The sequence below is a fragment of the Vreelandella glaciei genome, assembly GCF_013415125.1.
GTDB lineage: Bacteria > Pseudomonadota > Gammaproteobacteria > Pseudomonadales > Halomonadaceae > Vreelandella > Vreelandella glaciei.
In genome coordinates, this window is sequence record NZ_JACCDE010000012.1 from 104,640 (window position 1) to 125,343 (window position 20,704).

15 protein-coding genes and 1 pseudogene are annotated in these 20,704 nt (G+C 53.9%); 4 read left to right on the forward strand and 12 right to left on the reverse strand.

The window, feature by feature from the left end:
• Positions 1-42: 42 nt before the first annotated feature.
• The 3 genes from HZS80_RS09990 to HZS80_RS10000 form a co-directional block, all read right to left on the reverse strand.
• Positions 43-1,413 carry a CHAD domain-containing protein gene (locus HZS80_RS09990; protein ID WP_179915984.1) on the reverse strand — a complete coding sequence of 457 codons (1,371 nt, stop codon included), beginning with the start codon at positions 1,411-1,413 and terminating at the stop codon, positions 43-45.
• A 53-nt stretch (positions 1,414-1,466) separates the two neighbouring features.
• Positions 1,467-2,630 carry a GGDEF domain-containing protein gene (locus tag HZS80_RS09995; RefSeq protein WP_246361894.1) on the reverse strand — a complete coding sequence of 388 codons (1,164 nt, stop codon included), beginning with the start codon at positions 2,628-2,630 and terminating at the stop codon, positions 1,467-1,469.
• Between the two features lie 161 nt (positions 2,631-2,791).
• Positions 2,792-3,193, reverse strand: coding sequence for a DUF2784 domain-containing protein (locus tag HZS80_RS10000; RefSeq protein ID WP_179915997.1), 402 nt, complete (start codon positions 3,191-3,193; stop codon positions 2,792-2,794).
• A gap of 1,624 nt (positions 3,194-4,817) precedes the next feature.
• Between HZS80_RS10000 and HZS80_RS23500 the strand changes: the two are divergent.
• Together HZS80_RS23500 and HZS80_RS23505 are read left to right on the forward strand one after the other, a co-directional pair.
• Positions 4,818-6,104 (forward strand): annotated as a pseudogene (locus tag HZS80_RS23500) (sensor domain-containing protein); the annotation flags it as partial.
• Complete coding sequence (locus tag HZS80_RS23505; RefSeq protein ID WP_246361902.1) at positions 6,037-6,930, forward strand: putative bifunctional diguanylate cyclase/phosphodiesterase; 894 nt, start codon at positions 6,037-6,039, stop codon at positions 6,928-6,930. The pseudogene HZS80_RS23500 and the gene HZS80_RS23505, both read left to right, overlap by 68 nt.
• A gap of 472 nt (positions 6,931-7,402) precedes the next feature.
• Here HZS80_RS23505 and HZS80_RS10015 read toward each other — a convergent pair whose 3' ends face one another.
• The 7 genes from HZS80_RS10015 to HZS80_RS10045 all read right to left on the reverse strand — a co-directional run bounded on the left by HZS80_RS10015 (position 7,403) and on the right by HZS80_RS10045 (position 16,919).
• Positions 7,403-8,308, reverse strand: coding sequence for a coiled-coil domain-containing protein (locus HZS80_RS10015; protein WP_179915987.1), 906 nt, complete (start codon positions 8,306-8,308; stop codon positions 7,403-7,405).
• A gap of 224 nt (positions 8,309-8,532) precedes the next feature.
• A complete protein-coding gene (locus tag HZS80_RS10020; RefSeq protein ID WP_179915988.1) occupies positions 8,533-9,024 on the reverse strand; it encodes an arsinothricin resistance N-acetyltransferase ArsN1 family B in 492 nt (163 codons plus the stop codon).
• Positions 9,025-9,126: 102 nt separating this feature from the next.
• Positions 9,127-9,714 (reverse strand): O-methyltransferase, encoded by a 588-nt coding sequence (locus tag HZS80_RS10025; RefSeq protein WP_179915989.1) that lies wholly within the window; start codon positions 9,712-9,714, stop codon positions 9,127-9,129.
• A gap of 53 nt (positions 9,715-9,767) precedes the next feature.
• Complete coding sequence (locus tag HZS80_RS10030) at positions 9,768-10,394, reverse strand: LysE family translocator (RefSeq protein WP_179915990.1); 627 nt, start codon at positions 10,392-10,394, stop codon at positions 9,768-9,770.
• A gap of 96 nt (positions 10,395-10,490) precedes the next feature.
• Positions 10,491-15,710: a DUF4011 domain-containing protein gene (locus HZS80_RS10035; protein WP_179915991.1), complete on the reverse strand. Its 5,220-nt coding sequence runs from the start codon at positions 15,708-15,710 to the stop codon at positions 10,491-10,493.
• Positions 15,711-15,816: 106 nt separating this feature from the next.
• Positions 15,817-16,329, reverse strand: a complete 513-nt coding sequence (locus tag HZS80_RS10040) for a GNAT family N-acetyltransferase (RefSeq protein WP_218927661.1) — start codon at positions 16,327-16,329, stop codon at positions 15,817-15,819.
• A gap of 218 nt (positions 16,330-16,547) precedes the next feature.
• Positions 16,548-16,919, reverse strand: coding sequence for a DUF2306 domain-containing protein (locus tag HZS80_RS10045; RefSeq protein WP_179915993.1), 372 nt, complete (start codon positions 16,917-16,919; stop codon positions 16,548-16,550).
• A 114-nt stretch (positions 16,920-17,033) separates the two neighbouring features.
• Here HZS80_RS10045 and HZS80_RS10050 point away from each other — a divergent pair, with 114 nt between their 5' ends.
• Positions 17,034-17,561: a PadR family transcriptional regulator gene (locus HZS80_RS10050; protein WP_179915994.1), complete on the forward strand. Its 528-nt coding sequence runs from the start codon at positions 17,034-17,036 to the stop codon at positions 17,559-17,561.
• A 79-nt stretch (positions 17,562-17,640) separates the two neighbouring features.
• On the opposite strand, the gene HZS80_RS10055 is transcribed toward HZS80_RS10050, so the two are convergent.
• Positions 17,641-18,393 carry a Crp/Fnr family transcriptional regulator gene (locus HZS80_RS10055; protein WP_179915995.1) on the reverse strand — a complete coding sequence of 251 codons (753 nt, stop codon included), beginning with the start codon at positions 18,391-18,393 and terminating at the stop codon, positions 17,641-17,643.
• A 368-nt stretch (positions 18,394-18,761) separates the two neighbouring features.
• Between HZS80_RS10055 and HZS80_RS10060 the strand changes: the two genes are divergently transcribed.
• Positions 18,762-19,517, forward strand: a complete 756-nt coding sequence (locus HZS80_RS10060; protein ID WP_179915996.1) for a phosphatase PAP2 family protein — start codon at positions 18,762-18,764, stop codon at positions 19,515-19,517.
• Between the two features lie 802 nt (positions 19,518-20,319).
• Here the strand turns inward: HZS80_RS10060 and HZS80_RS23850 are convergent.
• A complete protein-coding gene (locus HZS80_RS23850; RefSeq protein ID WP_281372583.1) occupies positions 20,320-20,442 on the reverse strand; it encodes a DoxX family protein in 123 nt (40 codons plus the stop codon).
• Positions 20,443-20,704: the final 262 nt, after the last annotated feature.

A 20,704-nucleotide genomic window follows, 5' to 3' on the forward strand; every position in this document is an offset into this window, starting at 1 on the left:
CATATATCGCGTAACGACTGGCGGCAAGGCTACCTTGTTACGTTAAGCTGTAACGTTAGAGAAAGGTTTCAACGCCACTATTTTCTTGCGCAGCGCCAGCTTCGGCTTCTCTAACGAAGCGCGCCACTGGGTACACTCCTGCTGTTGTTGCGGGTCGTTATCAGGGCTTGCGCTAAACGCATCCAACCAAGTTTGACGGGTACACAGGTCTTGATACTCCCCGAGCAGGCCCTGGCGGTGCTTCAATTCAGTCAGGAACGGCTCAGGAGTCTCAAGGTTCAGATCAGCCAGATAGCGAATGCGCTTCACGCCCTTGCGCAGTTCATGGAACTCGGCGTCTTGAGCGTCCAATGAGAGTGCCGCCAGATCCTCATCGTGGCGTGCGATGCGCTCGTCTAGTACCGCCTTGATGCGTTTTGGCGTGAGTTTTGACAGCGTCTTCCCAACATCATCGGAAGCGATAAAACGCTGCCAGTCCTCAAGCTCTTCAGCGTACTCCGGTGCATTTAACTGCTGGCACAGCGTCTGGTGCCGTTCCCGCTGGCTAGCCTGCAGCCACTGCGTTAACCCCTTTCGAGTAACCGACGAGAGCGGCGGTGATGTCTTGCCCATATCCTCCAGAAACACATCAATATCACGGAGATCACTGGTGGCCTGGGCGCGATGCTTGAGCCGCTTAAGCATCTTCTTAAAACCAGGCACTCGGGTAATGGCGTGCACGGATTCACCCACTGCCCGGCTGCGGCGCAGATTGACCCGGTACTGGTGCAGAAACTCAGGATCAACACCTGCGATGACCCCAGGCTCCAAGGCCCGAATCATCTGATACTGGTGCTCCAGCATGGCGCATATTCGGCTGGCAGTGTCGCTTTTGTGTTTGGGTGGTTGGGGGGCAAGGCGCTTGAAAAGTGGGTAACTGACCGCTTCCGGGGTCAGGCATTCCGTCAATTTAGCTCCGCCCTGCTCCACGCTTTTCCAGGCAGTGCCAGACAGCGTGAAATGCAGCACGCTACCGGTGGGCAGCGAATGCGGCGCTGTGTTATCGAGCCAACGGGCCAGATCATGCAGCGCCGGGTTATGCCCAATCACCAGCACCCTTTCGGCTTCATCCGGTAACGCTTTGAGCCATGCCTGCAGCCCGGCGTCATCGAAAGTGTAAAGGTCTTCATCGAAGTGAACCTGATCGACCAGAGTATGTTCAGGCAGTTGCACCGCGATCTCGTCGAAGGTTTCCCGCGTGCGAACTGCTGTACTGACGTAAATCTCCCCTTCCAACGCTTGCCAGCGCTGCAGCACATACGCCATCGCCGCTGCCTGTCGCTTACCCCGCTTTCGCAACGGCCGTTGGTGGTCGGTCATATCGCCACTGGGCTGTTTGGCCTTGGCGTGCCGCATTAGGTATAAGTGCCGCATGGGTTCGCTCACAATTAAGGGGTGTTGAACGAAGTTTAGTACACGCGCATCACCTATTGAGTATGATTATAGGCGTCCCCGCCTTCGCCCTCTTTTATAGCATCGCGACACACCACAACTTGGTTCCTGCCGCCGCGCTTGCCAGCATAAAGCATCTGATCCGCCCGCGTGATGAGAGAGTCTAGATCGACCTCACCACTATTCGTTGCAGCTACCCCAATGGTGACACTTGGGCTCAGCTCGCTCATCTCTTCCTTTAACGGCAGCTCAGCGACCTTCTTTTTCAAGCGCTCAGCGATGATTTGCGCATCGTTTGGGTTAGTGTTCGGCAGGGCCACTACAAACTCCTCCCCACCAAAACGCCCTATTACATCCGATGGACGCAGCGACGCTGCGCAAGCCTCTGCGATTTTAATCAGCACCCAATCCCCGTGGCTATGCCCCCAGGTATCGTTAATACGCTTGAAATGGTCGACATCGATCATAAAAAGGCTAAACGGCATCTTTTCTGACTGTGAGCGCTGTAACAGCTCCTCGGCCAGTTTCATAAAATGGCCCCGATTATTGAGGCTGGTCAACGCGTCCCGCTCTGCGACCACTCGTAGCTGCGCCTCCAGCGATTTTCGATGTGCTATTTCCGCGTGCAGCTGGTGGTTATAATCACGCTCTTCGTGAAGCAACGCATACTGCTTGCGCTGAAGAATCTCCAAACGAAGCAAGGCAAAGAACCCCACCACGATTCCCATAATCAGCAAAAGTACGATGCGAAGCGCCGTTATCAGGGCAATCTCCGTAAACAGAACAGCAGCGACTAAAAAGCCAATATTTAAGTAAAGGCTGGCAAACACCACCACGGTTAGCAGGTTGGGAATTAGAAGATAGAACGCCATAGTGGCGACCACCACAGCGGTAATTTGGGTGGGGAGACTGTCTGGGCGTAAAGGAATAATCAAAATGATGCCCGTTGCCAATATCCACAATGGCAACGCGTGGAGCCAGGGGCGATAAGAATGGCCAAGCCCATACCTAACAATCAAGGCAATAAGAAGGCAAAGACTTACCACCACAGCACGCATGCTAAGCAGCAGATAAAATTCGCTAGTGAGTCCAAGCAGGTAGTAATCCGAAATCGCAAACATACCAAAGACTAAGGTCGCGACGCTTAAGGCACGGCTAAACTCCAACCTAACGTTTTCCTGGATAGACTGGCGATACATCGACTCCCTGCCAGCGTCGCAAAATTGGCCCGTTAACCAATGCACCTGGTTCCGCTTTTTTTGTAATGGCAAAGCCCCACACTCCCTGAGTAACGCGGCGATTTCTTTCGGGTTCACTAAGTAAAGCTACCCCACTAACCGAAACAGTCAACTGGAGTGAGTTAGCGAACACGCTTATGCGGCTTCACCACCAGCCAACTGGCCAACACCAAGCTGCCGAATAGCGTATAAACCACCACAAACACCCACTCCGGCAACGTTAAATAGAGCAGGCTATGCAGCCAGTGCTGAATAAATGACCCCGAATAGGTGCCAGCGCCCACCTCTGCTCTAAGCGCCATTTCCCAGGTGGTTAACGGGCAAACGACACCTAACCAGGCTTGAACGACCACATAGCCAATCGCGCACAAATGCACGATGCGGAAAATGCGATTGCGCACCCACTGCCAGTTCAGAAAATAGCCCGCGTATACTGCGAATAAGCCGAGTACCACGAAGGCCACAAACAACACATGAAGTATAAGGATAGCGTCGGCTAGCAAAAGTAGCAGGGACAGTGGCATAGGGAATGGGCTATCTGTCACAAAACACCTCAACCACTAACTGAAACATTTGTTTACATGAATACAAGCGTTCGTTAATAACATCCTTTTATAATACTTACCGCTAATTGCGCACTAGGCTTACTCCTGTATAACAGCGCAATATTTTTAGCCGCCGTAGACTAAAAGACCGTCAGTAAGGCCTCTCCCAGCGTTTCCGCCCATTGTGACAATGCTTCTCACCATAGCCGAAGGACAACAACAAAAGATGGCTCAGAGTAACCGTCGTCTCGCCATGCAGGCTTGGCTGTTGATTCTACTCACTAGTAGTTTGCTGATCAGTGTCAGCAGCCTGCTGCTAGACCGCGTCGCACACCTTCCGCTACCCCCACAGTGGCGTTTGAGCCCTGATGGCACCCTTGCCGTGCTGTTGGTTAGCGTCGGCCTGCTGGCCCTGCTGAGCCACCAGTCACGCTGGCGACGTTTAGCCGGTGGCCTGATGATCGTATTGGGTGGTTATAGCCTTGGCCATGATCTTCTCGCACCGGGAACGGACGACGGGCTTTCATGGCTCACCGGACAGCCACGCCTGGGCAGGGTACCTGCGTTGCTGGTGGTAATCATGGGAACGAGTTGTTTCTTTTCTCCGGCATCGGGGGGCACTCGGCGAGGTTATCGCTTGATCGGCTGGACGTCGATCATCCTCGGCGTCGCTACGTTGGCTTATCCACTGATCACCCAGACGCCACCCGTCTCGGTGGCAGGCCTCACCTCCATGGGTAGCTTATTCTGCCTTCTGCTGGGCGCGGCTCTACTGATTATTGCCCATCAGCGTACCTATCCGACGCTGCCACTGCCCCGCTCTGCCATTATCGTCGGTGTGTTAGGCGTCACGGTCAGCATCATGATCTGGCTGGCCAGCAGCTGGGTACAGTACAACGCCCGCCTCACCGCTGCCGATACGCTAGTGAACAATGTCGCCGATGGCATGGAGCAGCGAATTGAGTCAAGAGTAAAACAGGTTGAGCGCCTAACAGAGCGCTGGATGGCGTTAAGAGGCGAGGGTCGTAGTGCCGTTCGCGAGCTTCAAGAAGTAGAGATGCGAACGTTTATGCGTGACGAGCCAAGCTTGCTGGCCATCGTTCACTTAGGCGATGACTCCCAAGTACGGTGGCGAGTGGGCCGCGAACCCGCAAACCTACTATGGATGATGGATCAACTGACCGGCCCAGCGACACTGGGCTGGCTACGCCAGCAAAATGTATTCCATCTACCTATCAGCTGGCGTTTTCCTGATCCAGAACGTAGCAGCCATGGCCTACTAGCGGTGACGCTTGATGGGGGGCAGACCACCATGCTGGCTGCTATCGACTTAGCCGAGATCATCCAGTTGCAGCGTCATCTGGATACGAGTGGCTTTACCATCACGTATACCTCAAACGACCAAACGTGGGGCACGTTGGCTGCTAAAAGTTCGCACGGAGCCCTTATCCCGAGGGCGTTTGCCTCCCGCGAGGTGACGCTGCCCGGCGGGCCAACCTTCACGATTACAGCACTGGATGGGCCGCTGTCGCTGAGCAGCCTGCCCGGCGCTTTGCCAGTGATCTTCGGCCTAATGGGGTTAGTATTCTCTTATCAGTTGATCATGAGCCGTGCCCTTATCGCCTTCCGTAACCAACAGGCCACCGCTTTGCAGCTCAATGAGCAGCGCTTCCGGTCCCTGTTCACCCATAACCCAGATGCGGTATTTGCTCATCACCGTGACGGCACCTATGAAAGCCTCAATCCGGTGACGGAAGCCATCGTGGGACTCTCGGAAAGCGACCTACTGGGAAAGCACTTCCGCTCAGTCGTCTGCGAACCAGCGTGTTCCAATCAGGATGTAGAGCGTACGGAGATCGCTTTCAATCGCGCCATCAACGGACTCCCCAGCAGCTATACCATGCGCTTCGTACGCGAAGGGGCTTCTCAAGATTTGGAAGTAACAATGGTGCCCATAGTGGTTGATGGCGAGGTCAGCGGGGTCTTCGGTATTGCCAAGGACATCACCGATCGCGTTGCCGCCGAGGAGCGGCTGCTCATTCTGGAGCGAAGCCTTGAGGCGAGCGGCAACGGCGCCATGATCATTGACGTTCGTACGGAAGAGAAACAAGTGGTTTATGTGAACCACGCGTTCACACGGATTACCGGTTACCCAGAGCAAGAAGTCATCGGCCACGCGCCGCTACTTCTCAGCGGTGCTGAAACGGATACTGAGGACACCAAGCAGATCCAAGCAGCGATCCAGCACGGCACTAGCCTGACCACCACCGTGCGCACTTATCGTCGCGACGGCTCTCCTTTTTGGAATCAACTGTTCATGTCGCCGGTGAAGGATGCCAACCAACAGGTTAGCCACTTCATCTGCATTATCAACGATATCTCCGAGCGTAAGGAGCAGGAGAGCCAGCTGGCTTATCAGGCGACCCACGACGTTCTGACCGGCCTTGGCAATCGAGCACTATTCAGTGATCGCCTGGCCCATGATGTTGAATTGGCGGCTCGCAATGGCCAAACGTTGGCCGTACTCTTCGTTGACCTGGACGAGTTCAAACCTATCAACGATACGCTCGGCCACAACGTTGGTGATCAGCTCTTGATCAGCGTGGCAGAGAAGCTACAGCAGGGGTTGCGGGTCAGTGATACGCTCGCCCGCTTGGGTGGCGATGAGTTCGTACTGCTGCTGCCCGACTTGAGCCACCCCGATGAGGCCGAAGAAGTGGCCGGCCGGCTGTTGGAAGCACTCAATAAACCCCACCGGATCAATGAGCACGAGCTGCACGTGTCGGCCAGCATTGGTATCGCCGTAAATCGCGCTGGGCTCGATGAGCCCGAGCGACTGCTTCAGCACGCAGACATGGCTATGTACAAAGCCAAGCAGCAAGGTCGTAACACCTACCAGATGTACACGGACGATCTCGACAGCAAGCTCAGTCAGCGTGTCACCCTGCGCAGCGAGCTACAGGAAGCCATTGAGCACGGCCATCTACCTGCATTACCAGCCCCTGCTGAACCGCGCAGGCGATGTCGACGGACTAGAGGCGTTGGTTCGCTGGTACCACCCGACCAAGGGCTTTATCTCGCCAGCGACGTTTATTCCCATTGCGGAAGAGACCGGTCAGATCATTCCGCTGAGCCGCTGGGTAATGCGGCAGGCCTGCAAAGATGCCCAACAATTGGTCGAACAAGGCCTGTTAAAAGGACGCATGGCAGTCAACCTCTCGCCCCTCCAGTTTCACCGCCCCAACTTCCTCAGCACGTTGCGCAATGTACTGAACGAGACGCACCTTGCACCTGAGCACCTGGAGCTGGAACTGACTGAAGGCATCCTGATGCGTGATGCCGACGGCGCCATCGATATCCTCCACGCCCTAAGCGGCATGGGGGTCAGTACCGCCATCGACGACTTCGGCACCGGTTTTTCCAGCCTGAGTTACCTGCGCGACCTGCCCATCGACAAGATCAAGATCGACCGCAGCTTCGTGCAGGATGCTGCCAAGAGCGACAAGAACGCCGCTATCTGCCAGGGCGTTATTACCTTGGCGCTGGAGCTTGACCTTAGGGTGGTTGCCGAAGGTATCGAAACGGTAGAACAGCATGACTACTTGATGTCACTAGGCTGCGAGGTTTTCCAAGGCTACCTGTTTGCCAAACCGATGCCACTGGACAGCCTCATCACTTGGCTTACGCAAAAAGCACAGATGACATCCAACGCATGACGGTTTACGCCAGGAAATGGGCTTTGCTTTCCAAATGACCAGGCTTCTACTGGCGCACACATAAAATGTACTGAACATGTTTATAAGCACAATACTTTACGGGTTTAGCAACATCGCCCGGAAATCCTCGCTCTCAAGGGGGAAGCGAGGAGATAACCTTGGATACGGTGCAGCCTTGCGCCTGCAGCCAAGTCAGTTCTCGTGAAGTTCATGAATTTCCTGATGAACAATATCCGAGCGTTCGGTGAGCGTGCCCTCGGTGAACTTCACTTGGAGCTGGCCAGGCGAGATGCCGTAACGGACCATGGTCTCGCGCAAACGTGCCGTCACGAAAAGCTTTGGGGCTCACGTTGAAGGAGATGATGGGGGGCTAAGCCCTGCTGCTTGCCACGCATGGAGATCTTTACACAACAGTTCTTGCACCCGCGGGCGGTTACACAGAATCATTTACACCCTCCTCTTCACACACCTTTCACTCAGGCATTTGCGCTTGTTCGCGCGTCACTCGGAGCGATGTGACTTCAACGCTGAGCGCATCACGCGTTTCTTCTAATTCGCTTATCTGATCACCGACCGCGTCAAGTTGGGTATTGGCCTCTTCGATATCGCTGTTTAACGCTTCAAGCTCTGCTTCAATCTGGCTACGCGCCTCTTCTGTTTCTTGACGCGCCTGTTGCGCGGCATCGCGAGCGGCTTCGGCCTCTTCAACCTCGGTGTTCAGCGCTTCGAGGTCAGATTCAGCTTGGTTGCGGGCCTCCTCAGCTTCTTGACGCGCCTGTTGTGCGGCATCGCGAGCAGCTTCGGCCTCTTCGATCTCGGTGTTTAGCGCTTCAAGGTCAGCTTCAGCTTGGCTACGAGCCTCTTCTGCTTCTTGTTGCGCCTGTTGAGCAGCATCGCGGGCGGCTTCGGCTTCTTCTTTGTTGGTCTCTACCTCGGCGTATTCCTGATTCAGCGTCTCAAGCTGACTCTGCCTTTCTTCTGCCTGTTCGTTAAACGTCTCAATTTCTTCTTCACGGGTTTCACGCTCACCGCGTAAAGCAGTCAAATCTTCTTGGGCATTGGCAATGTCGGCGCGCGTTGAAGCAAGTGCCGCCTCCGCTTCCGTTTGCTCAACCCCAAGGGCGTTCATTCTCTGCTGCAGCGTTGCCAAATCAAGCTCTGCGGCTTCCACCTCAGACATCTGCGCCTGAATTTGCTGATGCTTGCGTTCGGTTTCAGCCAACTGTGTTTCCAGCGCTTGCAAATTGTCCTGACGCGTCCCGGCAATGGTGTGCGCCACCGCGGCCCAAACCATCGCAATGACGGCGATAGCCAAAACCACTCTGACGCGGTTATCGCGCAACAATGCGATCGTTGATGGTTTATGAGTCCCTGTCATTGGTGCAATCCTCTCGCTTAAGTGCTGTCGCTACATTGGTGGCTAACGTGTGCTCGTTAGCGGATCGTGATCTGACCCTGTTGTTAATATGAAGGAAAGTTTTTGATTCGGCTAGAAACGGTCATTCAACACATGCGAAATGGCGCTTGTTATAACCTCAATACTCAATTAGCAACGGTGCCGACCCTTATAAGAACATTTTTCGGTGATGCCATGTGTTCCAATCAGGTAGTCAGAATCAGCTGCCAGTAACCTACGTCATGCCATTGTTCGAACTTGAATCCAACCTTTTCAAATTGGGCTACTTTTTTCATCCCCATTTTCTCGTGTAGCGCAACACTGGCTGGGTTGGGAAGCGTGATGCCGCCAATCACCGTCTGAATGCCACTCTCTTTGAGTTTGGAAAAGAGCGTTTCGTACAGTTTTGCACCCAAGCCCCTACCGTGCGCCTGGTTGGAAAGGTAGACGCTGGCTTCCACTGCAAATCGGTAGGCGCTTCTCTCCTTCCATTTCGTCGCATAGGCGTAGCCCATCACCGTGTCGCCTTCCACTACGACGATCCAAGGTAAGCCTGCGCTCTGCACGCTTTCTATCCTTGCTTGAATCACTGCTCCAGAAACCGGCTTTTCTTCAAAGGAAATAGCGGTATTTTCGATGTAATGGTTATAAATGCGCGCGATGGCTTTCGAATCACCTTTGACCGCATCTCTGATCATGGTTTATTCCATTTATATTCTAGGGGATTAAGTTCAACGAGTAACAAAATTCGACTAACGCTTTCTTGGTCAGCTAAGGCGCCTTTAACGCTAAGCCAGGCATCACCCACACCGCGTTGCCAGAAACTCGCCATTACCAACGGGGACGGTGCACGTGGTGAAATTGGGATCCGCCGATACCTGCACCATGAAAGCAGCCAATTCACCTGCATGGGAGGTGGCGTTATCCACCACAAGAAGCCCACCTTTGCGTAAAACTCGCTCGATATTAGGCCACCATTGCACATAATCAGAGCGTTTTGAGTCTAAAAAAATCAGGTCGAAACTGGCATCTTTCAACCTCTCAAACAGACCTCCCGCCTCCCCTGGATGCTGGGTAATGACATCAGAGAGGCCTGAGCGCTCAAAATTTTTCGCGGCCATCGCAAGCTTGTATTCGGAAAGTTCAACGGTGGTAACGTGCCCTCCAATCCTCTGCACTGCCTGGGCCAGCCACAAGGTGGAGTACCCGTTGGAAGTGCCAATTTCCAACACTCGTTGCGCGTTGGTTGCTTGAACAAGTACCGATAGAAACTCCCCCGTATCACGGGTGATATTGAGCATTCGTCTTGGGGGTTCAGAAATGGCGGCATCGTTTTGTTGGCCAAATCGCTCAAGCTCCCTTAGCAGTTCTTGAAGAGTTTCACTCACCGTTGTCTCCCGCTAGGCACAGCATTTCCATCATCCAATTTACCGCCCTTTACTTACACAGGCCGCTTGGCAAGCAGCGCCCAGATACCCGCTGAAGAGAGTAACGTTCCGCCAGCCAAGTTGAAGCGACGCTGGGCACGACGCGAGGCGAGCATCTTGCGCACTGACGTTGCGAATACGGCGTAGAGCGTGGCATTAAGCGTTGCCAAGGCCACGAATGTAACCGCAAGAATCCATAGCTGCTGCCCAGCATCGGCGTTCGGGCTGACGAATTGCGGCAAAAAGGCGACGAAGAAGATAATGCCCTTCGGGTTCAGCGCAGTAACGAGATAGGTATTGGTAAAGAGCTTCCAGCGCGAACCTGATACCGCCGGTGTTACCGGCTGCACCGACGAAATACCGGCACGCAACAGCTTGATGCCCATATACAGCAGGTATAAACCACCGATCCATTTGATCACGGTGAACCAGAATGCCGAGGTGGCTAACACCGCTCCCAAGCCAAGCAGTGAAAAGAGCAGCGCCGTTGAGTCACCCAATGCCACCGCAGCGACAAGCGGAATATTAGCGCGCCTGCCTTGGGCAATGGAGTAGCTAACCACGGTCAAAATCGTTGGCCCAGGAATAGCGAGCAAGGCCACGGACGCAAGAGCAAAGGCGAACCAGATTTCAATCGACATGGAAAGCTACCTCACAGGTTGTTGATGCTAAGTTAGCATAAGCTCAACAATGATTGGAGTGCTCTGTGAGGTGCTTATTCCGTCAATTTAAAATACTTAGTTTTTTGCTTGCGCCTTTTCCAACTGCTGCGTTAAAGCTGCATCTAACAGCTCTAGCGCCTTAGCGCGATTTGTCCACCAGTCCGTTGACCAGACTCTAAACAGTGACCAGCCCAATCCTTCCAATACGCTCTGGCGTACCTTGTCCCGCTCACGGGCATAGGCTGAGCTGTGGTACATGGCGCCATCACACTCAATACCTGCCAAATAAACACCGGGTTTGTCCGGGTGAACAATGCCCATATCGATACGGTAGGCAGAAACGCCGATTTGCGGATGGACTATCCAGCCCTTCTCTTGCAGGCCTCTGGCAACGGCCACCTCAAACGGCGATTCAAAGTCACCCACGGAGCCATGAACGGCAGCGCCGAGTGCTGAAGCACCGCGCTCGGCATATTCTAAAAAGTGCTTGAGGTCTGCCACGGCCCGGGCCGAGGTGCGGGATAGATCGATACGCTCCGGGGTCAGAGTGGAGAACACCACCATTTCTGAGCGGGCGCGAGTCATGGCCACGTTCAATCGACGCTCACCACCGTTACGGTTTAGCGGGCCGAAGTTCATGGTGACGTGACCGGCTTCATCCGGGCCGTAGGTGATGCTAAATAAGATCACGTCCCGCTCGTCGCCCTGCACTGTCTCCAGGTTTTTCACGAAGACCGGCTCCAGCTCGTCGTCGGAGAATGCCCATTCGACACTTGGGTCTTCCCCGCGGGCTTTATCGAGCAGGTCTTCAATCAAGCTCTGCTGCTCGGTATTGAAGGTCACCACCCCAATGGACTGACGGCGCAACGCTTCATCTTCGGAGGTTAGCCGCCGCACGATCTCGTCTACTATGGCCTTCGCTTCCCCTTGGTTATGGCGTGCTTTGCCTCGGGCATAAAAACCTTCTGGCCGCACCAGCGAAACGCCCTTATCAGGGTGCACCGGGGCTGGAAAGGTTACCAGTGAGTTTTCGTAGTAACGGCTATTGGAGAACGCAATCAGGCTCTCGCGGCGAGAGCGGTAATGCAGATTCAGTACCCGCTGGGGGATACTAGAGCCCATCAGCTCATCAAGAATACTCTCAAGATCGCCCTCACCGTCAACATCCCCATCCGGGTCATCATCAGAGCGGCCAAAGAAGTTCGTCGGCGGCATCTGTTTGGGATCGCCCGCCACGATGACCTGTTTGCCACGTGCCAGAGAACCGACCGCATCCCACACGGTAATCTGCGAGGCTTCATCAAAAATCACTACGTCAAACAGCGCCTGCCCTGGAGAGAGGAACTGAGCGATGGAGAGCGGTGACATCATTAAACAGGGGGCCAGGGTGGTAATCGCATCGGGGATGGTTTCCATCATCTCCCGCACCGGCTTATGGCGCATTTTTTTCTGCAGCTCGTGGCGCAGTACGCCCCAGGAGGAGCTCTTCTGGATACCGTCCTGATCAGGAATTTCCCCAGACAAACTCGCCGCGATGTATTGGGCAGTCAGCGCGCTGAAGCGGGTATCCAGCTCGCGGAAATGTTGAATTGTGGCTTGATGCTCAGGCGATGAGAAGGTGCGCAGTACCTCATCTTCGCCAATCACTGCTGAAGACCACCAGCCACAGTAGGCCGCTTCGAAAACGTCCTCAACCTCATCCGCTGTTACGCTGCCCTGCTCAATGGCGTCTACCAGCGGGCCAAGCTGGCAATCCAGCGCTTCAGAACGGCGACGCATCCAGGCACACCACTCTTTCAGCGAAATATGGTGGTCGACAATCTGCTGGCAGTGAGCACTTAACGCCTCTAAGGCGGGCACTTGAGTATCCAGACGCTCATCAAGCGTTGAGCCGATCAGCGCTTCAAACTGCATTTTAAGCGCCGTAAATGCCTCAAACGTCGCTTTGAAGTCATTAATCACGCGCCCTACGGGGGCTTCCGGCGCCAGCAGGTCGTTGGCATCATAGAGCAGCGTGCGAATCTTACCCCGCAGCATCGCCAGCGACTCCGCGTCATCAGCAAGCTTGCCCACCGCAACACGGGCACGAGAACCCAATAGCTTCAAGGCGGCCATGGCCTCAGGGTCTGAGTTATACGCGTCCCAGCCCCGTAGCCCCTTCAATACGCCATCCAGGCGGTCAATATGGCCGCCCGTTTCGCGCAGCTGCATCAGTACGGGGATATCGTTGTCTGGGTTTGGAGTACCCTGGGCACCGCCTGCGCGCATCTGCTTGACGACACTGCGCTTGGCGAACCAGCTTTTCGGCCACCAGGTTTCGTTGGCCGCCGCCCAGGTTGGGCCAAGCGCCGCGGCATCCAGCGTTTGCCACGCCAGCGGCGCATAACTGCAGCTCAATTTTTCCTGGGTAGCGATATAGGTTTTAAGCTGAATGACCGCTTCTTCCAACGCATCAAGCCGATCAGGTGCATCGGGTTCCAGGGCAAAAGAGGCTTGCTGGCGATAGGCATCCAGCAGCACTTGGCCACACTCTGCCACGGCGGATAGCTTGGCCAAGTTTACCGCACCCAAGCTAATCCCCAGCGCCTTCTCCAGAGCTGATAAATCCTGTGACATTTTGTCGGCGCTGGCTTGGAGCTGACGGGCAACAGTGACCACCTCTTCCTGCCACTGGGGCCGCCAGTCATGATGAGTGATGGCGCTTAGCGGGTGATCGACAAGATTGCCCACGGCATTCGCCTGCACGCTCAACAACGCTGCCATTTCGCGTAAATGTTCTAGCTGTTTTTGGTCGTGAACCTCGCCGTTGGCCCAGCTTAGCTTTACCTTAGCGGCGAGCGCTGCATCGCGTATTTTGATACCCATCGCGTAGTGCGCCGTCAGCCCATTCCGGTGGCACTGATGTAAGGCATTCACAACACGATTCAAACGGTCACGCAGGGTTTTCAGGCGCTCGCCCTCCGCCTTCCAATCGCTTATCGATGCCTGAGAAGCGCTATTCCAGGAAGTACGTAGCTGATCCAGCACATCGGCTTTCTTCGCTTTGTTGGAGTGCAGCTCCAGGCAGAACTGGCCAAGGCCAATTTCCCGCAGGCGACGATGTACCACTTCCAGGGCGGCAGTCTTCTCGGATACGAAAAGCACTTTTTTGCCTTTACCCAGCATATGGGCAATCAGGTTGCCGATCGTCTGGCTTTTACCAGTACCCGGCGGCCCGATGATGACAAAGTCTTTACCCCGATCGGCGGTGGCAATCGCCGACATTTGGGAAGAATCTGCAGGCAGAGGTGTCAGCAAATCTGCCGGGGTGTATTCCCGGTCAATATCCTTGGCATCCACAAAGCGAATATCGCTTTCGTAGGGCTCGCGTGGGGTGTCGAGAAGATGCTTCACCACCGGGCTCTCTTTCAGCGCCTCGGAGCGATCCATCAGGTCTTTCCACATCAGGTACTTGGCGAACGAGAAGTGCCCCAGCACCACGTCTTCCACTACTTCAAAGCCAGGCACTGCCTTAATGGCTTGGCGTACCCGGTTCCAGATACCGACCACGTCTACGCCGCTCTCATCCTCGGGTAGAGCACCTGTCAGGCCGTTGATCTCGATAGCAAAATCTTTCTTCAATAGCTCTAGCAGCGTGGTGTTGAAACGCGGCTCGTCATCATTGGCGACCATCTTCACGCCGCTGCGTACCGACTTTCGCTCTAGCGATACCGGCAACAGAATCAGTGGGGCACGATAACGGCGGCTGCCTTTGTCATTCGGTTTCCACAATAAAAACCCGACCGCCAGAAACAGGGTATTGGAGCCCCCCTCTTTCAGCGATGTTTGCGCTTTGCGGTAGATTTCAACCGAGCGCTTTTCCAGCTCTTCTTGAGTGAGTTCTACCAGCACCTGCTTCTTGGCCAACGCATCGCGGGAATATACTTCCTTCAGATCTTCACCCGTTCGCTGGCGATGAATATCCTCATCCTGATCTTGCGCCTGAAGTCGGGGGAAAGGCGCAATAGAAATACGCGCCCCAGTGGCCAATAAATCTTCCAATGCGCTGGGGTCACCGCATACCAATTGCAGGCTACTTTTACTCGGTTTCTGGTTAAGCAACGGGTTACGCGCTGATAGATCCAGCAGCTTACGTTGCCAGCGCTCCAAACGGCCACCCGGTGAGTCTTCGAACACCTCCTGCTCCATATGCACGGTTGCTGCTGGCAAATCGGGGGCGTCTTCTAAAAGCGGCTCGAAAGTGTCAGCTACATTGCTGGCTGCAAAAGCGTTTTCTGACTGAGATTTCAGGCTAATGGGGTTGATGCGATGAGCCCGTGCCCGGCGAATATCCACCGCGGCGATAAACTCGTGATCCTTGTCCAACGACACTTGCTTATTGCCCGCCTCAACCGCTTTGGAAAAAGGCGGCGCAGGATGCTGGGTGGCGTAGGTGGTCTCGATCAGAATGAGTTCTTGCAGAGGTATACGCTGGCGAAGGGTTTCTGCCTCATCGACCACCACACTGGCAAGATCCTCTTTTTCCAGCCACAACCCGACGAGCGCATGCCCTTTAGTCAGCACCACCAGTGGGTTCAACTGGGCCTGCTCCAGCGCTGCTGCGAATAGCAAGGTGGTGTCTAGGCAGGTCGCCACCTTGGCGCTTTCAATATGATTAGGGAGGCGAACTTTCTGCCCATTGCTCTCAAAGCTGGCGGGCGGCAGCGCGTAGCCTAGCTGTATTTTGACAATGGCGGTGTAAATGGCCGAGGCCATTAGCCATACCTGCTCGCGGCTGTTGGACTCATAGCCATTAATCTGGTCGGGCTTGCCCGCCTTGCGCAGAATCTGACTGGCGTGACCCAACAACCGATCTACCGTCGGGTCGTTGGGCGTACAAAACGCCGCCAACAGCTCCGGCATATAGCCAGCCCCGCCCCACTCATTACAGGCCAACAATTCCACCGGCACTGTATGCTCAGCCAAGGTCTCTTCACCCTGGCGAACGCTAAGCGTCACCGAGCCACGCATGGATTCCGTTAACCCCAACAGGAAACCACCGTCTAACTCAAGATCCCGATCTTTCAAAGCGAGCAGCCCACCCGCTGCCAACCGATCCACCGTCCAGGTCTTCTGCTTCACAAACCCAGGAGACGCCGCCAACGTCACGCTAAGATCAGCGAGAGCCTGCTCTTCATTCAGGTTCTCAATCTGTAGCTCCCGCAGTACCGCAAACGCGCTTTGGTGGCAGGCAAAGTTGATCTTTTCCACTAGCGTTGCGTGGATCTTGATTATGGGTGATTTCTGGTTAGGCATGGGCTCTCTTATTTAAGATTAAAGCCAGTGGTCGCTCAGGCGTGGTCTATTGGGCCAACTGCGGGTGCGGTGATGGGTAACCGGCAATAAACCGACTATTACCGATTTAGTAGTCAGCTAGGTCATTAATGACAAGCCGCTTGCCCATAATACAGAGACTGTACTCCCTACCATCCATCTCGGCTATATCAGGAAGACGCCCCCACTCATGGTAACCAAGAGCCTTTAGCAGCCGAATACTCGGGGTATTATGCGCAAAGACGTAACCAACCAGAGTACGTAAACCCAGTTTTGGTGCCATATTCTCGGCAGCCAATAAAAGCCTTTTGCCTAGCAGCTTACCCTGATGTTCTGGGGCGATATAGATGCTCAGCTCAGCCGTATGTCGATACGCGGGTCTGCCATAGAAACTCTCAAAACTTATCCATGCAACGATCTCTTCATCCTGTTCGTACACCAGTAGCGGACGGCTTTCCGGTTGATGTTGCCGAAACCACTCAAGGCGCGATTCGACGCTAACCGGCTCCGTATCCGCCGTGGAGGATCTCGTTGGGATAGCTGCATTGTAGATATTCACAATTCTGGGCAGATCTAGCTCTTCCGCATGCCTAAGCTCCATTGAAGCCTCCATAAATGGATACGGTAAACACAGATTTAAGTAACACAGTGCTCGCTCTTATCTAGACATAGGCTGAGAAAGCAGAAGTAAATAAAATTTGATTATAGGTGAGGCACTATCTTTTGAATCGTTAATGCTAAGTTAGCATAAGCTCAACAATGATTGGAGTACTCTGCTAGAAGCACAGTGGCTCTAACTATCACGCTTGCTTTTAACCATTACCACAAGCCCAGCTGAACGGCGATCCAGCGTCCTGGTGCCAGGGAACCGACAAAAGCACCGACTAGCCCCAGATAGGCGCCAACCATCCAACCGCGATGCTGCTCTACCCTCCCCTTGAGAATAGCCACCACTGCAACGGCAAGAGCTACTAGCACCCACAACGAAAGCAGATGAATCGGCCCAAAGTGACCTATCAGTGGCAGAACGCCACCGCCAAACCAGAAGGAGCTCAAGGCAGAGAACGCCATGGCGAGCACCCAGGTGCTGCCCAGTATTCGATGGGGCATAGTGCCCTTTGGCGAAAGCAGCAGAATAGCCCCAAGCCCCAGGGCCAGAAGAGACGCGTAGAGATGCAAGGTAAACGCCATGAAACCTCCCAGAGCTAAGTCAATCGCCTGTCAAATGCAACTTGTTGCATAAGGCTAGCCCCTGCCATTTTATTATGCAACTATGTGCATAACGTTCGAAACACACGGTTACTTATGTCCCTACGCGCCGTTTTATTAATCACCCTTCAGCGTGAGCCCGGCACTGGCTACGATATTCTTCAGCGCTTCAAAGCGGGTCTCGCCCATGTTTGGCAGGCCAGCCACCAGCAGCTCTACCGCGAACTTGACCGAATGCGCGGCGATGGCCTACTGACGTGCGAGACACTGCCGCAAACCGAACGCCCCGACCGCAAGGTTTACCAACTCACCGAAGCGGGGCGTCAGGCGCTGGACAACTGGCTCGCCGAGCCCTTGTCCACCAGCCCTGTGCGCCAGCCAATGTTTGCCAAGTTTTTCGCCTGGGAACGCTGGCCTGAGGAGGCCCGCCGCGAAGAGCTCACCGCCTTCCGCAAGCAGCTCAAGGAACGCCTAACGACCTACGCTGCCATCGAACAGGAGTGGTTTAGCAACCCAGAGACGTTGACGCCCGCCCAGCGTGCGCCCTGGCACACATTGCGACTTGGGCAACGCCTTACCAAAACGTGGGTGGAATGGGTAGAGGAAGTGATGGAGGAAGATTAGCTATTGGTGAAACCAGCTTCTCGTGGAAGCTGGGAGCTTTGGTGGGGGCTGTTATCAGCCAATAGAGGCTACCGGTGCTTTATGGGCTGGCTTTTAGAAGCTCAAAAAAAGAGGGCGGTAGGAATTCATCGATATAGCTGTCATTGAATTCGACTAACCGCGCCAACGCTTCGGGGTCGGGTAACTTCACGTGCTGACGGTTTCGGATCACCAGCCCCTCCTCACGCAGCATTGAGAAAGTCCGGCTCACGTGAACCGGGCTCATCCCCAGCGCGTCGCTAATCAGCTCCTGCGTGAGCGGCATGAAGAAGCTATTATCCTTAACGACCTTGATCCGCTTAAGTCGCAGATAGATTTCGTAGAGAAAGTGCGCCAGCTGCTCGTGGGCTGAATACTTGCCGAGGTAGATCAGCCGCTCGGAGAGTTGCGCCTGCTGACGCGTTGCTGTGGCCACGATACCGGCGGCTAGGCTTGAACGCCCAAAGAGCTCAAAAAGCTGTTGATAGGAGAATGGACAAATCACCCCTTTATTAATCATTGCCGCACTCGCTAGGCGGCGAGTGAAACCAAAATCGCGAATACCGATGATATCGCCAGGAAGGTAAAACTTGAGGACCTGCTTTGAACCATTTTTTAAGTTGCGATAGGAGTATGCCCAGCCCTCCTTGACCACGCAGAACAGATCAGCCTCCTCGCTCTCCTGCCAGAGCACCTCGCTAGCCGACATATACCGAGGGCTGAGCTCAAGGCCCAGCAATAGCGCTTTGTCTTCTGGAGACAGCGCGCCTTGAGTACTAAGGCCCCGCATCACTTCTGTATCGATGAGAGACACTCTGTTACCCCTCAGGCAAATGGTTTATTAGCGTTATTCTAAAACATTTGCCTACTTTACCAACCTAACGTAGGTTATGAATTATATGTATTATCAAATGGTTGCATGAATCCTACAGGGATGGTCCGGCTCCAGAATGCCACACGTCAACGTCGATTCGACAATAATTCAGGCAGCGTCATCAGGTCAGCCCCGGCATTGTCGCAAGACCTTCGGCGTTAATGTCTGACTATCTTGCTAAACGGCCCCCTGGTAAAACGTCATCCTGCTTTAGAAGTAAGCGGTTTTCTGCGCTATTGATAACACTGACACCATAAGAGCGTCAGAATAGACGTTGCGTATCACTTCTCAAAGCAAAGGAGTTGCAAATGAAGCACCATGAGAAAATTAGACACGTTGGACACAAAAGCTTTTCCCTGCTGGCTCGGCTTGGCCGCCACGAGATAGCGATGCTGCTATGCGTCGCGGTACTTTCCGGCGGGATTTGGGGGTTCGTCACCCTGGCCGATGAGGTGATCGAGGGAGATACCCAGACCATCGATGAGAGTCTGCTGCTCGCCCTTCGCAACCCCGCCGATCTTAGCGACCCGATTGGGCCGGGCTGGGTTGAAGAAATGGGGCGGGACTTTACTGCGCTTGGCGGTGTCGGCGTGCTGGTACTCATCACGCTAGGCGCTCTGGGCTACCTGTTACTCGCCGGACGCTATCGCGCGGCCCTCTTTGCCGCGATCGCGGTCCCCGGCGGCATTCTCCTCAGCACCGTGATGAAGATAGGTTTTGATCGCCCTCGCCCGGATCTCGTGCCGCATGAAGCCATGGTTTACACCGCAAGTTTTCCCAGCGGGCATTCAATGATGTCTGCCGTCACCTACCTCACCCTGGCCGCGCTACTCACCCGCGTTCAGCCCGCTTTGAGGCTGAAGGCTTATCTTCTGATTCTGGCGATATTATTAACCCTGTTGGTGGGCGTAAGCCGCGTCTACCTTGGTGTCCATTGGCCCACCGATGTGCTTGCCGGTTGGACAGCCGGGGCAAGCTGGGCCGCACTGTGCTGGATCGTGATGCGCTGGATGCAGCGGCATGGGCAGGTAGAGACAGAAGTTAGTGGGTCGGACACTGAATAACGTGGCTCAAGTAGCGCTGGGCAACACAGTGGATGTTGTCCAGCCATCTGCAAGCATGAATTTTCGGCTTAAAGCCAATAACAGGAGCTGATGATATCTAGCCTAGCCAGCCGTTACGGATCATCTATCCGATAAAAAATATAACGGTATCTCAACGCTGAAAAATAAGCCTAACGCTTTAGATACAAAGGATAAGCTTGTAGCGGAACCAGGCTCAGTCTGTCAGACACATTGCTACATTTTGATGATTTCATCAGGTCAAGGTGAGGATAGGTTTACTTTTAAGTAGGGTCTTCACTATATAACCATGCGCCCTGACACTTTATACGCTAATATCAATTCTCGAAAGCTGGCTTCATACAGCTTAATAAGTCAAATAATGAATTTATAGAGGCAAATATCATGAGCAAAGGACAAGACAGTAAAAAAAATACTAAAAAGAAACCACTTTTAACGGCCAAAGAAAAGAAAGCTGTAAAATCATCAAAGAAAAGTGAAAAAAATGTGCTAGGTAATTAAACCAGCCTAGCAAGCTGAGCATTCCGGTGCCCTGCCAAGAGCAATATCCAATCTGCAATATTGTCTAGGCACCGATTATATTAAATCGACAACGCCGACACCCCTTCATAATTTAAATAGCCTCTTTGCGCTCTAATTTTTCTGCTTTAATTGACCACAAACCAAGCCAAGAAAAACTGTAAAGGTAAGCGAGCATATAACAATAGTTTGGGCAACTCTGGACATTGCTCAGGATGTAACGCCATATTGATATTGGCAGGATAGACAGCAGCCATTAGGATGATCAAACCACATGCGGCCCAAAAGCGAGTTTGGGAACCAAAATACCAATAGCTCCGGCCAGTTCAAAAATACCGCTAATCATCACCAACTCTTTGTGATAACCCAGATAATCCGGCATTGCCATTACAAAAAATCAGTAAAAAATGAGCAAGTCCACCAACAAAGAAAATAGCTGGGTGGGGATACTACCGTTCAATACCACTTTTAGTGGCCACGCCGGACACCATCGCTAACATGCCCCTCTCTTTATCCCTGGTAGCATCAAACCCTGGATTCATAGAATAAGCGCAGCACTTTGGATCACAAGGTAGAGGCAGGAGGGCCAGCGCCGGTACCCTCTCTGCCTTACCTACCAAAGTGAAGCAGAGCATGGGATACCGACAACT